15 protein-coding genes and 20 tRNA genes are annotated in these 13,137 nt (G+C 35.3%); 1 reads left to right on the plus strand and 34 read right to left on the minus strand.

The window, feature by feature from the left end:
* Position 1: 1 nt before the first annotated feature.
* From N3C_RS03765 to N3C_RS15390, 33 genes are all read right to left on the minus strand, one after another.
* Positions 2-739: a dihydroorotate dehydrogenase electron transfer subunit gene (locus tag N3C_RS03765; protein WP_074364751.1), complete on the minus strand. Its 738-nt coding sequence runs from the start codon at positions 737-739 to the stop codon at positions 2-4.
* Entirely contained in the window at positions 739-1,623 is an 885-nt protein-coding gene (pyrF, locus tag N3C_RS03770; RefSeq protein WP_074364752.1) for an orotidine-5'-phosphate decarboxylase, read from the minus strand. Before pyrF ends, N3C_RS03765 begins: the two co-directional genes overlap by 1 nt.
* A gap of 28 nt (positions 1,624-1,651) precedes the next feature.
* Entirely contained in the window at positions 1,652-2,848 is a 1,197-nt protein-coding gene (locus N3C_RS03775; RefSeq protein WP_178377759.1) for a dihydroorotase, read from the minus strand.
* Positions 2,849-2,857: 9 nt separating this feature from the next.
* A complete protein-coding gene (locus N3C_RS03780) occupies positions 2,858-3,289 on the minus strand; it encodes an aspartate carbamoyltransferase regulatory subunit (protein ID WP_074364754.1) in 432 nt (143 codons plus the stop codon).
* Between the two features lie 11 nt (positions 3,290-3,300).
* The gene (pyrB, locus tag N3C_RS03785; RefSeq protein ID WP_074364755.1) at positions 3,301-4,224 is read right to left on the minus strand and encodes an aspartate carbamoyltransferase; all 924 of its coding nucleotides are present in this window, start codon (positions 4,222-4,224) and stop codon (positions 3,301-3,303) included.
* A 246-nt stretch (positions 4,225-4,470) separates the two neighbouring features.
* The gene (locus tag N3C_RS15385; protein ID WP_278281008.1) at positions 4,471-4,599 is read right to left on the minus strand and encodes a hypothetical protein; all 129 of its coding nucleotides are present in this window, start codon (positions 4,597-4,599) and stop codon (positions 4,471-4,473) included.
* 113 nt (positions 4,600-4,712) lie between these two features.
* Positions 4,713-4,789 (minus strand) — tRNA-Arg (locus tag N3C_RS03790).
* Positions 4,790-4,857: 68 nt separating this feature from the next.
* Positions 4,858-5,082: a (2Fe-2S)-binding protein gene (locus N3C_RS03795; RefSeq protein ID WP_074364756.1), complete on the minus strand. Its 225-nt coding sequence runs from the start codon at positions 5,080-5,082 to the stop codon at positions 4,858-4,860.
* A gap of 385 nt (positions 5,083-5,467) precedes the next feature.
* Positions 5,468-5,719, minus strand: coding sequence for a methyltransferase domain-containing protein (locus N3C_RS15240; protein WP_074364757.1), 252 nt, complete (start codon positions 5,717-5,719; stop codon positions 5,468-5,470).
* A gap of 6 nt (positions 5,720-5,725) precedes the next feature.
* Positions 5,726-5,905 (minus strand): hypothetical protein, encoded by a 180-nt coding sequence (locus N3C_RS15245; protein WP_074364758.1) that lies wholly within the window; start codon positions 5,903-5,905, stop codon positions 5,726-5,728.
* A gap of 347 nt (positions 5,906-6,252) precedes the next feature.
* Positions 6,253-6,324 (minus strand) — tRNA-Gly (locus tag N3C_RS03810).
* Between the two features lie 23 nt (positions 6,325-6,347).
* A tRNA-Leu gene (locus N3C_RS03815) sits at positions 6,348-6,431 on the minus strand.
* A gap of 31 nt (positions 6,432-6,462) precedes the next feature.
* Positions 6,463-6,538: transfer RNA gene (locus N3C_RS03820), tRNA-Lys, on the minus strand.
* Positions 6,539-6,546: 8 nt separating this feature from the next.
* A tRNA-Lys gene (locus tag N3C_RS03825) sits at positions 6,547-6,619 on the minus strand.
* Positions 6,620-6,656: 37 nt separating this feature from the next.
* Positions 6,657-6,730 (minus strand) — tRNA-Arg (locus tag N3C_RS03830).
* 9 nt (positions 6,731-6,739) lie between these two features.
* Positions 6,740-6,810, minus strand: a tRNA-Gly gene (locus tag N3C_RS03835).
* A gap of 3 nt (positions 6,811-6,813) precedes the next feature.
* Positions 6,814-6,889, minus strand: a tRNA-Pro gene (locus N3C_RS03840).
* A 9-nt stretch (positions 6,890-6,898) separates the two neighbouring features.
* Positions 6,899-6,974, minus strand: a tRNA-Lys gene (locus N3C_RS03845).
* A gap of 37 nt (positions 6,975-7,011) precedes the next feature.
* Positions 7,012-7,085: transfer RNA gene (locus N3C_RS03850), tRNA-Arg, on the minus strand.
* An 8-nt stretch (positions 7,086-7,093) separates the two neighbouring features.
* A tRNA-Gly gene (locus N3C_RS03855) sits at positions 7,094-7,164 on the minus strand.
* A gap of 3 nt (positions 7,165-7,167) precedes the next feature.
* A tRNA-Gly gene (locus N3C_RS03860) sits at positions 7,168-7,242 on the minus strand.
* Positions 7,243-7,286: 44 nt separating this feature from the next.
* A tRNA-Leu gene (locus N3C_RS03865) sits at positions 7,287-7,370 on the minus strand.
* 36 nt (positions 7,371-7,406) lie between these two features.
* A tRNA-Lys gene (locus tag N3C_RS03870) sits at positions 7,407-7,479 on the minus strand.
* 3 nt (positions 7,480-7,482) lie between these two features.
* A tRNA-Gln gene (locus N3C_RS03875) sits at positions 7,483-7,557 on the minus strand.
* Between the two features lie 3 nt (positions 7,558-7,560).
* Positions 7,561-7,636 (minus strand) — tRNA-His (locus N3C_RS03880).
* 4 nt (positions 7,637-7,640) lie between these two features.
* Positions 7,641-7,716 (minus strand) — tRNA-Lys (locus N3C_RS03885).
* A gap of 40 nt (positions 7,717-7,756) precedes the next feature.
* Positions 7,757-7,830 (minus strand) — tRNA-Arg (locus tag N3C_RS03890).
* Between the two features lie 5 nt (positions 7,831-7,835).
* Positions 7,836-7,909: transfer RNA gene (locus N3C_RS03895), tRNA-Gly, on the minus strand.
* A gap of 3 nt (positions 7,910-7,912) precedes the next feature.
* A tRNA-Pro gene (locus N3C_RS03900) sits at positions 7,913-7,988 on the minus strand.
* Positions 7,989-8,118: 130 nt separating this feature from the next.
* Positions 8,119-8,598 carry a YfcE family phosphodiesterase gene (locus N3C_RS03905; RefSeq protein ID WP_074364759.1) on the minus strand — a complete coding sequence of 160 codons (480 nt, stop codon included), beginning with the start codon at positions 8,596-8,598 and terminating at the stop codon, positions 8,119-8,121.
* Between the two features lie 15 nt (positions 8,599-8,613).
* The gene (locus N3C_RS03910) at positions 8,614-9,228 is read right to left on the minus strand and encodes an XTP/dITP diphosphatase (RefSeq protein WP_074364760.1); all 615 of its coding nucleotides are present in this window, start codon (positions 9,226-9,228) and stop codon (positions 8,614-8,616) included.
* A gap of 1 nt (position 9,229) precedes the next feature.
* A complete protein-coding gene (gene rph, locus N3C_RS03915) occupies positions 9,230-9,973 on the minus strand; it encodes a ribonuclease PH (protein WP_074364761.1) in 744 nt (247 codons plus the stop codon).
* A gap of 39 nt (positions 9,974-10,012) precedes the next feature.
* The gene (locus tag N3C_RS15390; RefSeq protein WP_278281009.1) at positions 10,013-10,147 is read right to left on the minus strand and encodes a hypothetical protein; all 135 of its coding nucleotides are present in this window, start codon (positions 10,145-10,147) and stop codon (positions 10,013-10,015) included.
* A gap of 130 nt (positions 10,148-10,277) precedes the next feature.
* On the opposite strand from N3C_RS15390, the gene N3C_RS03920 reads away from it, so the two are divergent.
* Positions 10,278-11,648, plus strand: coding sequence for a hypothetical protein (locus N3C_RS03920; RefSeq protein WP_242944039.1), 1,371 nt, complete (start codon positions 10,278-10,280; stop codon positions 11,646-11,648).
* Between the two features lie 41 nt (positions 11,649-11,689).
* Here the strand turns inward: N3C_RS03920 and N3C_RS03925 are convergent, their stop codons facing one another.
* Positions 11,690-13,087 carry an ABC transporter substrate-binding protein gene (locus N3C_RS03925; protein ID WP_074364762.1) on the minus strand — a complete coding sequence of 466 codons (1,398 nt, stop codon included), beginning with the start codon at positions 13,085-13,087 and terminating at the stop codon, positions 11,690-11,692.
* Positions 13,088-13,137: the final 50 nt, after the last annotated feature.

The following is a 13,137-nucleotide window of genomic DNA, read 5'->3' on the forward strand; positions in this document are numbered from 1 at the left end:
TTCAAATTACTAAAGATTCACCATCAAATACTGGTCCTTCTTTACAGGTTCTTTTATTACCTTCTTTGGTCTTGCAAGTGCAAACCAAACAAGCACCTATACCGCAAGCCATATGCTTTTCCATAGACACATATATTTTTATATCCTTTTCTAAACATTCCTTAACAACCTTTTCCATCATTACTTCCGGACCACAGCACAATACCAAATCATAGGCTGAAGCATCAAAAATTTCAGTTACATAGCCCTTATGTCCCACACTTCCATCCTCTGTGGATATATAGACCTTGTTAACATATGGTTTTATATCTTCTACAGCATATATATCCTTTCGAAATCCAGCATATAAATCAAGCTCTGCATTTTTAATTCTTTTACTCAGTTCCACCATAGGTGCTATACCTATTCCACCAGCTATCAAGGCTACCTTCCCCTGTATATTTCTTAAGTCAAACCCGTTGCCTAAAGGTCCCATAACTTGTAACTCTTCATCTTTTTTTAGCTCTGTTAACCTTTCTGTCCCTCTTCCTACCGCCGCATAAAGGAATACTAAAGCACCTTCTTTAACTTCGCATATACTGATAGGTCTCCAAAGCACTGGCTCATCTTGCCAAGATCTCAACATAAAAAACTGTCCTGGTTTTATATCTTCCTTTATTTCTGCTTCTACTGCCATCTTGTAAATTCCGTTCACTATCTTCTCATTGCTAATAATTTTAGCTTTTTTATACTGAGGCATTAGCAAGTAACCTCCTTTGCCTTTCTACATGCATCTGAGATTTCATCTCTCATTCTAATTGCTTCTTCTCTAGCCCATAGATCAAATTCTTTTTCACCATTTTCATTTTTTCTATAAGCTAGTAATATAGCTCTAGATGAATTTACTACACCACCATTACCATCCTTAAGGTAAAGAGCCACATCCTTAGCCTTACCTCCCTGAGCACCATAGCCTGGAATCAAGAAGAAGGTGCTATCTAATTGTTTTCTTATTTCTTCCGCCTCATAACTATAGGTGCAGCCTACCACTGCTCCTATAGAACTATAGCCGCAAAGGCCTCTATATTCCTTTCCTAAACTATTGATCTTATTTCCTACTATGTTATAAATTCTTCTATCTTCCCTACTATTTATATACTGTATATCCTCTGAACCTGGATTTGAGGTTCTAACAAGAGCAAATATTCCTTTTTCTTTGTTCTTTAAATATGGTAAGAAAGGTTCTATAGTGTCCATGCCCATGTAAGGATTTAATGTTATAAAGTCACTTTCAAAATCTCCTTCAAAATGGGCTTTAGCGTACATTTCTGCAGTTTTTGCTATATCACCTCTTTTTACGTCTGCTATAACTACAGCATCCTTTTCTTTTAAATATTTTAAGGTTTTGGCATAGGCTTCCATGCCCTTAAGACCATAAGCTTCATAATAAGCTATTTGAACCTTAAAACAAGCTGCTATATCTAAAGTTGCATCAATTATTCTTTTATTAAAGTGAAAAACTGCCTCTCCTATATTTTCAAAGTTATTTGCAAAAGACTCTGGTAGATAGCCGTAATCCGTATCCAATCCTACGCAAACAACTCCCCTTTCTTTCACTCTCTCATATAACTTATCAATAATCATAATTACAACCACCGCTCCTTTTTATCATTTAATCCTTATAAACAACTCGTCCACCTTTAATTGTATATAAAACCTTTCCTTTAACCTTATATCCTTGGAAAGGACTATTTTTCCCTTTAGATTCAAAATCATTTACATCTATATAATAAGAATTATCTATGTCTACTATTACCAGATCCCCATCATATCCAATTTGAATCTTCCCTTTTTTCAATCCCATTATTTCTGCTGGTTTCTTAGACATTAACTCCGATAACATATTTAAGGAGATATGATTATTTTCAACCAGACTAGAATAACAAACTGGAAAAGCAGTTTCTATGCCACTGATTCCCGGTGCTCCCTTTTCCTTATCTTCCTTACTGTGAGGAGCATGGTCTGTAGCAATGCAATCCACATACCCTTTCTTTATTGCATTAATAAGAGCTTCTACATCATCCTCTTTTCTTAGTGGCGGATTAACCCTATACTTAATTTGATCTGTAAGAGCTATATGGTGAGGAGTCACTTCGCAGCTTATTTCATAGCCCTTACTCTTAGCATCAATTACATACTCTATAGCTTCCTTAGTACTTACATGGGCAAGATGCAATCTACAATTTGTATATTTTGAAAGGCATATATCTCTCCAAGTCATGGTGTTTTCTGCTAATCTCATATCTACATTGCTAAACTCTGGGCTCTCCGCATGAGATATAACTGTTAAATTTAGCTTAGCTGCCTTTAGCATTGCTTCCATCATAACCTTACTATCAGCTACACCTTTACCATCATCAGATAAGAATTTCACCTTATCATTGTGCTGTTTAAGTTCTTCCAAATGACTAAGATCTACACCTTCTAAATCCCTTGTTATGGACATACACTGGTGTATGTGCACTAAATCCGTTTCCGCACCCTTTTCAAGAACATAGTTTACCGTTTCTAACGAACTGCAAACAGGCTTAGTGTTAGCCATAAGATTTACTGCAGTATATCCTCCTCTTACCGCCGCCCTTGAACCACTAACTATATCCTCCTTATAAGTAAAACCTGGATCCCTAAAATGACAGTGTAAATCTATAAAAGAAGGCATTACAACTTTACCCTTAGCATCTATGGTTTCTACAGGTCTATTTATTTCTGCTCCTATCTCCTGTATCTTTTCATCTTTAATATATATATCTCCTATAAAATCTAGGCTCCAGTCCACTATCCTTGCACCTTTTACCAATAATTCCATCATTATTCCTCCTTAAAGATCCTTAAACCTTACTATGTCATCACAATATTCACAGCGATATAACCTCTCCTTGTAATCTACAAGGTGGAATACGTGTGGAATATACTCTTCTGCAGAAGTTACACATCTAGGGTTCTTACAGAATATAACATTCTCTACCTTAGTAGGAATCTCTAGCTTCATTTTATTAATTATTTGTTCATTTTCTATAAAGTTTATTGTTATATTAGGATCTATCAAGCCAAGCATCCTAAGATCTATATCAAGTTCATTTTCTATTTTAATGATATCCTTTTTACCCATTTTCTTGCTGGAAGCATTCATAATGAGGGCTACAGTATAATCTGCTCCCTTTAACTTTAAGTAATCAAATATTTCAATGCCTAAGCCTGCAGATATATGGTCAATAACTATACCCTTTTTTATACTGTTTATACTTATCATCTTCCATCCTCCTACATTAATCCTAGCAACTTAATAATCAATGCCATTCTAACGTACATACCAAATTTAGCCTGCTTAAAGTAATGAGCCCTAGGATCATTGTCCACTTCATAAGCAATTTCATTTACTCTTGGAAGAGGATGCATTACTATCATATTCTCTGAAGCTAGCTTCATCTTATCACCATCTAAAATATAGCTATCCTTAAGCCTTATATAGTCTTCCTCATTAAAAAAACGTTCCCTCTGAACTCTGGTCATATAGAGTACGTCCAACTCTCCTATAACATCTTCCATAGTATTAGTTTCTATATATTCAATATTGTTTTTTTCTAAGACTTCACTAATTATATAATTAGGTACTTTTAACTCCTCCGGTGAAATTAAGACAAACTTTACATTAGGATACCTGGACATGGCCTTTATCAAGGAATGAACTGTCCTTCCAAACTTTAGATCTCCACAGACACCTATTGTGAGGTCGGAAAGCCTTCCTTTAATATTTTTGATAGTTAATAGATCTGTTAAAGTTTGAGTAGGATGTTGGTGACCACCATCACCAGCATTGATTATAGGTATGCTTGAATATTGTGCCGCAATTTTAGGGGCACCTTCCTTAAAATGTCTCATCACTGCAATATCTACATAGCAATCTACAACCCTTATAGTATCTGCTATACTTTCCCCTTTGGCTACAGAGCTAGAGTTAGCTTCAGAAAAACCTAAAACGCTTCCCCCTAATCTTAACATAGCTGCTTCAAAGCTAAGTCTTGTTCTAGTACTAGGTTCATAAAAAAGAGTGGCTAGTATCTTACCATCACAGATGTGAGAATATTTCTGTGGATTGGATATAATTTGATTTGCCAATTGAAAAATTTCATCCAATTCTTCTACTGAAAAGTCCATTGGATCTAACAGATGTTTTATTTTTAACATAACCATTCCTCCCCTTCTTAACCTCTCTGGGCTAAATTTAAAGGTAAAGAGTCATATTGATGAATTTTGGCGCAATAAAAATGCCTTCCATAAAGGAAGGCATACTTATACCATAGAATACATCTCTAAACTATATGACTTCCTTCTTGACCTCTCTGGATCAATTTAAAGGTATATTACTTTTTAAAACATCTTACCATAGAGTACCTTTTATGTCAACAATAAAATGGCTGCCTCTCCTTTAACTTATTTATTAGGTAAACCTCTAACCGGTTTATGCATGTTATTATCCGTATCCATGGTTATTGGATTTGCAGTTTTAGGGTTAGTGCTCTTATTATCATTTCTTTTTTTCTTTTCACTTTTAGTGGACATATAATCACCTCCACTTTTAGTGTTCCTTTGGTCGGCGTAAATATGTAAGAAAAGTGTAAAATAAAAATATAGCTAGATTTATAAATTAAAAATCTAGCTATATCATTTCTTTATGGTGCGCCTGAGAGGATTCGAACCTCCGACCTCCGGATTCGAAGTCCGTAACTCTATCCAACTGAGCTACAAGCGCCTAATATTTAGTTTACTCAGTCATTATATTATAAAAAGCTCATAAAATCAATAATTATCAAAAAGATTTTACTCCCACTTACCATTCTTATACTGCTTAATAAGCTCTTCTATCTTAGGTGAACATCTACGTCCTTGACAACCACCAGAACCTGCTCCAGTAGCCTTCTGCACTTCCTTTAAGGTATGTGCCCCATCTCTTATAGCAGCCTTAATTTTAGATCTAGGTATAGCTTTGCACAAGCACACCTTTGTTAATTTATCCATGATTTCGCTATTTATATTTTGTTCCATATTTCATTCTCCAATCATTATTAATTAATATTTATTATATTATAGACTTATTTTATAATTTATGAAAGTCCTTTTCCTTATATTCTAGGATTGGTTTTAAAATATAAACTTATTCAGCTAAAGGTTTCTTTTAATTTCAACACTGTGAGCTATAAAACTGCTAAGGCGGTACAACCTGTATTAAAATCCTTATGGTCAGTTATTGCAAAATTAGAATATAATTAAAAAGAAGTTTCAAAAATAAAAAACTAGATATAAAAATCTAGTTTTTTATATATTTAACTAAAGCCTTTTGATAATATCCTCCAGATTAAACACTTATATCTAGCATATATCCTTGAAGTGATTCAATGACATGGGTAAAACAGTAGGTTCTTCTATAGCTTTATAGCCTTTGTAGCAATTGATGTATATATAAATTCATCTTATGTTTCATAACAAAATTTCCTTTTTCTAATTCTCCTAAATCAAATATGTATTCCAATGGATTTCCAAAACCTGAAATTAATATACCATTCTTTTTCAATACCCTTGAACATTCCTTCCAAACAGGTAGAACGTTATCAATATAACTATTAGACCAAGGGTGAATAATAAAATAAAAATATTCATCATCAAATACTGATAAATCTCTCATGTCACCTTAAACGGTTTTAATGGTCAATCCATCGCTTTTAGCTACAAACTGATCTTTTTCTAATTGTTTAAAACTATTGTCAAACACAGTAACTTTCGCACCTAATGCAGTCATAATAGTTCCTTGCTGACCACCACCACTAGCTAAGCATAATACTTTTTTTGATTTAATGTCCGCTGGAAACAAATCCGCTAGAAGGTTTTTACCAGGAGTTAATCCAATACTAAAAACTCCTTTTTAGCATTTTCAATCGTTTCACTTGAAACTGGAATAGACCAAATATCATCGTTTTCTGCTCTCATATTTCATATCCCATATCATACTATTTTCTTTAATAAAATCCATAATATTCTTCTCCTTCTCTTGCTTAATCAAGACCATTATTAAATTTACTGTATCCAACAACAAATAATACCATATATAACTAAATTAGCAAACCAAATTCTCAAATAATGTATCCATGCTATTCTATTGTATATTATGCACATTTCAATGCAATCAAAAAAACCCTTGAAAAATCAAGGGGTTTGAAAAGCGGAAGACGGGACTCGAACCCGCAACTTTCACCTTGGCAAGGTGACACTCTACCATTGAGTCACTCCCGCATATTGTATTAAATTTATTAAGATGGTGCAGGTGACAGGAGTTGAACCTGCATGCCAATGGCGCTAGATCCTAAGTCTAGTGCGTCTGCCAATTCCGCCACACCTGCACATTTTCAGATATCAGCTTTTGATATCTGTTGGTGGCTCACCGGGGAATCGAACCCCGGACACCATGATTAAAAGTCATGTGCTCTACCGACTGAGCTAGTGAACCATATATAGTGCACCATCAGGGACTCGAACCCGGGACACCCTGATTAAGAGTCAGGTGCTCTACCAACTGAGCTAATGGTGCCAATTAAATTATGAGCTATAAAAACTCTTTATGTAAATGCGTCTTAAGGGATTCGAACCCCTGGCCCACGGCTTAGAAGGCCGTTGCTCTATCCAGCTGAGCTAAAGACGCATATTTAAAAGCGGGTGAAGGGAATCGAACCCTCGTAACCAGCTTGGAAGGCTGGCACTCTACCATTGAGTTACACCCGCAGGTGGTCGGGGTGACAGGGATCGAACCTGCGACCTCATGCTCCCAAAGCACGCGCGCTCCCATCTGCGCCACACCCCGATATAAAATTGGTGCACCATCAGGGACTCGAACCCGGGACACCCTGATTAAGAGTCAGGTGCTCTACCAACTGAGCTAATGGTGCCAATTAAATTATGAGCTATAAAAACTCTTTATGTAAATGCGTCTTAAGGGATTCGAACCCCTGGCCCACGGCTTAGAAGGCCGTTGCTCTATCCAGCTGAGCTAAAGACGCATAATAAAAGCGGGTGAAGGGAATCGAACCCTCGTAACCAGCTTGGAAGGCTGGCACTCTACCATTGAGTTACACCCGCATATGGAGCGGAAGACGGGACTCGAACCCGCAACTTTCACCTTGGCAAGGTGACACTCTACCATTGAGTCACTCCCGCATAATTACCAAGCAAGTATTCGATTAGTATTTTGTCATAAAAAATGGTGCAGGTGACAGGAGTTGAACCTGCATGCCAATGGCGCTAGATCCTAAGTCTAGTGCGTCTGCCAATTCCGCCACACCTGCACAATTCAGATATCAACCTTTAGATATCTGATTTAGTGGCTCACCGGGGAATCGAACCCCGGACACCATGATTAAAAGTCATGTGCTCTACCGACTGAGCTAGTGAACCAAATGGCTGGGATAGCTGGATTCGAACCAGCGAATGCAGGAGTCAAAGTCCTGTGCCTTACCGCTTGGCGATATCCCAGTATGGGGTGAACGATGGGACTCGAACCCACGACAGCCAGAGCCACAATCTGGTGCTCTACCAACTGAACTACGTCCACCATATGGTGCACCATCAGGGACTCGAACCCGGGACACCCTGATTAAGAGTCAGGTGCTCTACCAACTGAGCTAATGGTGCATATAAAATTCGCTATTTATTGTTAGCAAATTTTATTAAGTGCGTCTTAAGGGATTCGAACCCCTGGCCCACGGCTTAGAAGGCCGTTGCTCTATCCAGCTGAGCTAAAGACGCATATTTGGAGCGGGTGAAGGGAATCGAACCCTCGTAACCAGCTTGGAAGGCTGGCACTCTACCATTGAGTTACACCCGCAGGTGGTCGGGGTGACAGGGATCGAACCTGCGACCTCATGCTCCCAAAGCACGCGCGCTCCCATCTGCGCCACACCCCGTTGTCTACCGGTTTTTGTTTTTTGTTGTTTCCCCCCGGCGACATAGATTATTCTACACGATATATTTGCTTTCGTCAACACCTTTTTTTATTTTTTTTTTATTTTTTTTAGATTTTTGAGCTCTTAATATTCAATATTTTCTTACAATTACCAACCAAGGGTTGATATTGCTATCTTTTAGCTCTATCATTGCAATGCTTTCACAGCCATCTCGCCCCTGCCAAGCACTGCCGGGATTAAGATAGCATACCCCTTCCTCATAAACAATGCTAGATATGTGTGTATGCCCATATAAAACTATATGAGCCCCCTCTAATTCTGCCTTCTGCTTTAGCTGTCCTAAGCTCTGTTTTACCCCATAATTATGTCCATGAGTAATAAAAAACTTTTTCCCCTCAATTTCCTCCACTATTTCTGAAGGTACTGAAGGTGCATAATCACAATTTCCCTTTACATATATAGTTCTCCCCTTAAACTTAGAAGACATTTCAACTGCGTCAGCAACATTATCTCCTAAATGTATCAATATATCTGCCTTATCTATCTTTTTTAAGACTTCGTTTATAGTATATGTATCCCGATGAGTGTCGCTTACCACTGCTATAAGCAAGGCTACTCCCCCCTTTTAGTTTTCACCTAATAATTTCTCAAGACCTTTTTTAAGTTGCTCTAGGGCTCTTCCTCTATGACTTATTGAGTTTTTCTCCTCAGCGGTTAATTCTGCGAAGGTTTTATTAAACTCCTTTGTATAAAATAGAGGATCGTAGCCAAATCCATCTTTTCCGTATTCCTTATCTGTAATATATCCTTCCACTTCTCCTACAACCTTAAGTGCTTGTTCTTCACCATATAATAATACTATGGCACATATAAATCTAGCTGTCCTTTTCTCAAATTCAATACCTTCAAGCATAGAAAGGAGCTTTTCATTATTTTTCTTTGAATTACCGTGTTCTCCAGCAAATCTAGCAGAATATACTCCCGGTGCACCATTAAGAGCGTCTACTGCTAGACCAGAATCATCGGACATTACTAAATAATCTTCCTTATTATCTAAAAGATCATAAATAGCCTTAGCCTTAATGTACGCATTCTCCATAAAGGTGTTTCCATTTTCTTCTACATCAATATCTATTCCCGCTTCTTTTAAGCCCAGTATTTCTACTGGTATATCCCTTAATATTTCCTTAATTTCTTTTATCTTATGCTGATTATTGCTTGCTACTAAAAGTTTCTTCATATTATCCCCTCGTTCCTATCCATAATGAATCCATTTTTAAAGCATTTTTCTGAGCTTGTATTATATGCTTTGATCCCTTTTCCGCTAAATCTAACAATTCCTCTAAATCCTTTCTAGAAAAGGGTTTCTCCTCACCAGTACCTTGAATTTCAATAAATTCTCCTTCATCTGTAAGTACCACATTCATATCTACTACGGCCTTAGAATCTTCTTCATAACATAAGTCCAATAATTTACTTTGTCCAACTATACCAACACTAACTGCTGTTACGAAGTTACGTATTGGATATGTATCAAAAGGCGTAACTCTATGTATTTTATTTACTGCATCCACTAAGGCTACAAAAGCACCATTAATAGATGTAGTTCTAGTTCCTCCATCTGCTTGAATTACATCACAATCAATCCAAATGGTCCTTTCCCCTAGAGCCTTTAAATCTACTACAGACCTCAAAGCTCTACCAATAAGTCTTTGGATTTCCATAGTTCTACCGTCTACTTTAAGTTTTGAAATATCCCTAGGCTTTCTAACTTGGGTAGACCTTGGCAACATATTATATTCACTGGTTATCCAACCTTCACCAGTACCTTTTAAAAATGGTGGCACCTTATCTTCTATAGAAGCAGTGCAAAGAACCTTTGTATCTCCAAATTCTATAAGCACTGATCCTTCAGCATATTTTGTATAATTTCTAATAATGTTAATATTTCTAAGCGCATCATTTCTTCTTCCATCTATTCGCAAATTTATTCCTCCCTTAATTTGCCGCTAAATAGTTAATCCCTATCTGGTGGCATTTCTTCTATTATAATTGTAATTAACAAGGATACCTCTACTATCTGTTATTTTACCTATAACAATGTGATTTATCCACTTAAGCTCCAGCTCCTTTGTTAGATCTAACCTTTTCTGTGGCAATCAATTTGCTTTCTGAAGATATTAGTTACAGCTCAATACTTTCCATACACATCATTTCTATAAAAACGGAATTTTATAGAACTATTTTTTGATTAACCTCATATTATTTATATAAGGAGTAATATATGAGGTGAATATTTTGAAATATATAGGACCTTTTCTTCGACTGAACTCTCTAAACTTAGATAATATTGAAAAACAGTTACTTTTTTTCTCAAGAGAGTCCTTTAAACATATTGTGCTACAATCTAACTGTGGCATACGCACATCTATTCAGGAACTAAAGCTAAAAAAATTTCCTAACATTGATATTAACATATTTAAGAGAAATTCTCCACTTTTATGTATATACAAAAAGGCAAATCCTAAACTAGAAAAGAATGGTTGGAATGAAGAAAGCTTCAAAAAAGAAATTTTAGCTAGTAGTAACGCATATATGAATTTAATGCTAACGGATTGTACAGACTACTATAAAAATTTTGAAAATATAGATAGTACTCTATTTGCTCTAAGTAAAATATACTCTCAACTTTCAATTAAACAGCTTGACTTTTTCTCCTCTAATCTTAGAAGCAGCGAGGGAGTTTTTATTGATAAAAAAGATTGTTCCAATGAACTTACAGGCGAACTTAAATTTGAGGATAAAAGTAGTAAATTTAAATTTTCAGAACAAGCCCTTTTTATGGCTGCATACTATAAAGCTTCTTTACTTTCTGATAACGAAGATGCTGAAGCCTACAAAAACTTTTCCCTAGATATTCTTAATATGTTTATTGATTATAAAGAAGAAATTTATGATTTATCCTTTGAAGAGTTAAACAATTTGTGTTTTGCCTTTAATATTTTTTATGAAGCTAGTAAAAATGAAGCTGCTATGCATATACTTTACGATCTATTTGACTTACTGGAAGAAAAGTACAAGGACTTAAATGATGAAAAAATTAATGACAGGGTTCATTCCTTATGCATGCTTAACATAAACTTTGTACGTGGTTATAGAAACTTGTCTTTACTTAAATATAGGGATCAAGCAAATAAAATTTATCAAACTCTTAATTCTTTCTACGATAATGATTTAGGTATGTTTATTAAAAAATCAGAAAAGAAGAACATAGACTTTTCTGCAGAAGAGATAGTGCTATATACTCTATGCCAAATACTAATGAACAAATTAAATCCCGATGCTTCTCAAAAAATATTAACGGAAGTATATAAACGTCAATTGATAAACTCTGGCTTAGTGCTAAGTTGGCCAGATTCTCCAAACCTAAATAGCCCAGAAAGATATAGAAATTTCTCAAATAAAGAGGAAGACTTGTTAGATGAAAATTATTTTAGAATGCCTTCCCTATCTACTCCTGAACTCAATGAGTTAGCTCCTATTTTTGTAAAAAGTATTAGCTATAGTAAGAAAAAAGATACCTTTGAAACTAGTAAAAATAGCTTCTACAGTAACAAAAATATGCCTCTACTTTACACAATACACTTCTTGCTAAAATAATTTAAGAAGAGAGAAGCTTCTAATCTAGCTCCTCTCTTCAATTATTTTTGATAAACCTTATTTAATATAATATTCCCTTCAGCATCAATTTTGACCCCATCTATATATTTGTTTTTTATAATTACATCGGAACAATTAAAAATTGGAACTATAACATGGTCCTCTAGGATATATTTATAGTTATCTATAAACTCCTTATTGTATCTTCTCAGTATGATATCATATTGCCCTTTTTCAATTTCCTCTTGGAACTCTTCTGCAATAATATATTTAGTCTTAATCTTTATATTTTTACTCTCTTCAACTTGTTCAACTAATTTTTTCACTATACGCTTATTAATATCATCACTATCAGTAACTAATACTAAGGATATATCCTCATCACTATCGACACTGGCTCCTGTACCGCTATTTATTACATTGTAGTCTAGGTTTATAAGTTTAAAAATACCATATTCATTTGGCTTAAACACTGCTAACCCCTGTTTAACCAAGTTATCTACATTTATATACTTCATAATTTCTTTTTTTATATTTCTCTCATAGCCAATGGTTCCAGAGCTTTCGTTAAAACAAAGAGCTATTACATCATCACTGTTCACAATAATAGTGTTATCACTAGAAATAAAACGCTCCACTTCACTTAGCGGTGGATTGTATATAATATCTACCTGCCCTGACTCGTATGCCGCCAATGCCTCTTCTTTGCTTATTTCAGATAGTAAAAGGAACTTTTCATCTGTTATATTTTCACTGTCCCAATAGCTAGGATTCTTACTCAATACTACTCCTTTTTCCTCTATAGCACTAATAATAAAAGGACCACTATATGCTATATTTGAATAATTATCCTTCCAATTCTCTAATTTTAACTTACTTTTTCTTATTACATATCTAGGTTTGCTTAAAACCTCCAAAAATTTTGGATAACTTCTATTTAAACGAATAACTAGAGTTTTTGCATCCGTAGCCCTTATTGCCACCTGATCAAATTCAACCTTACCATTATAATAGTCCTCTGACCCAAAAATAGGGTAAAGCTCTCTAGCCATAGGATTCTCTGCTTCTCTTGACAATATGTACTTAAAAAAATCTTCCACATCTTTGGCATAAATAGGACTTCCATCACTCCAGCAAGCCTTTTCCCTAATATGAAAGGTATATTGTATACCATTGTCCTCAATTTCCCAACTTTCTGCTAAAGCCGGTATTATTTCCTTACTTCTGTTCATATTAACAAGTCCTTCAAAAAGGTACTTATACAGTTCCTCTCCCTTTTTACTGTTATTATCTAGCATATTCAAGCTACTAGGTAGTCCCCCAAAACTGCAAACTATGTAATCTTCAACTTGTGCATTCATATACTTTTTTTCCTGTACGCATGCTGTCATTAAAAATATAGATATTAATTGTAATAATAAAAATACGAGTTTCTTCATATTTTTCTCCTTTTGATTACAATGTCTATATATGAAATTATTAGCAAATA

Source organism: Clostridium sp. N3C (genome assembly GCF_900095445.1).
Taxonomy (GTDB): Bacteria; Bacillota; Clostridia; order Clostridiales; family Clostridiaceae; genus Clostridium_AU.

Coding starts and splice junctions, on each gene's coding strand:
- N3C_RS03775 (WP_178377759.1), bottom strand. CDS start 2,848: ATGATGGAATTATTGGTAAAAGGTGCAAGGATAGTGGACTGGAGCCTA.
- N3C_RS15240 (WP_074364757.1), bottom strand. CDS start 5,719: ATGAGAGATTTATCAGTATTTGATGATGAATATTTTTATTTTATTATT.
- pyrF (WP_074364752.1), bottom strand. CDS start 1,623: ATGATTATTGATAAGTTATATGAGAGAGTGAAAGAAAGGGGAGTTGTT.
- N3C_RS03795 (WP_074364756.1), bottom strand. CDS start 5,082: ATGGAACAAAATATAAATAGCGAAATCATGGATAAATTAACAAAGGTG.
- N3C_RS03765 (WP_074364751.1), bottom strand. CDS start 739: ATGCCTCAGTATAAAAAAGCTAAAATTATTAGCAATGAGAAGATAGTG.
- N3C_RS03780 (WP_074364754.1), bottom strand. CDS start 3,289: ATGATAAGTATAAACAGTATAAAAAAGGGTATAGTTATTGACCATATA.
- N3C_RS03925 (WP_074364762.1), bottom strand. CDS start 13,087: ATGAAGAAACTCGTATTTTTATTATTACAATTAATATCTATATTTTTA.
- pyrB (WP_074364755.1), bottom strand. CDS start 4,224: ATGTTAAAAATAAAACATCTGTTAGATCCAATGGACTTTTCAGTAGAA.
- N3C_RS03910 (WP_074364760.1), bottom strand. CDS start 9,228: ATGAAGAAACTTTTAGTAGCAAGCAATAATCAGCATAAGATAAAAGAA.
- N3C_RS15385 (WP_278281008.1), bottom strand. CDS start 4,599: ATGTCCACTAAAAGTGAAAAGAAAAAAAGAAATGATAATAAGAGCACT.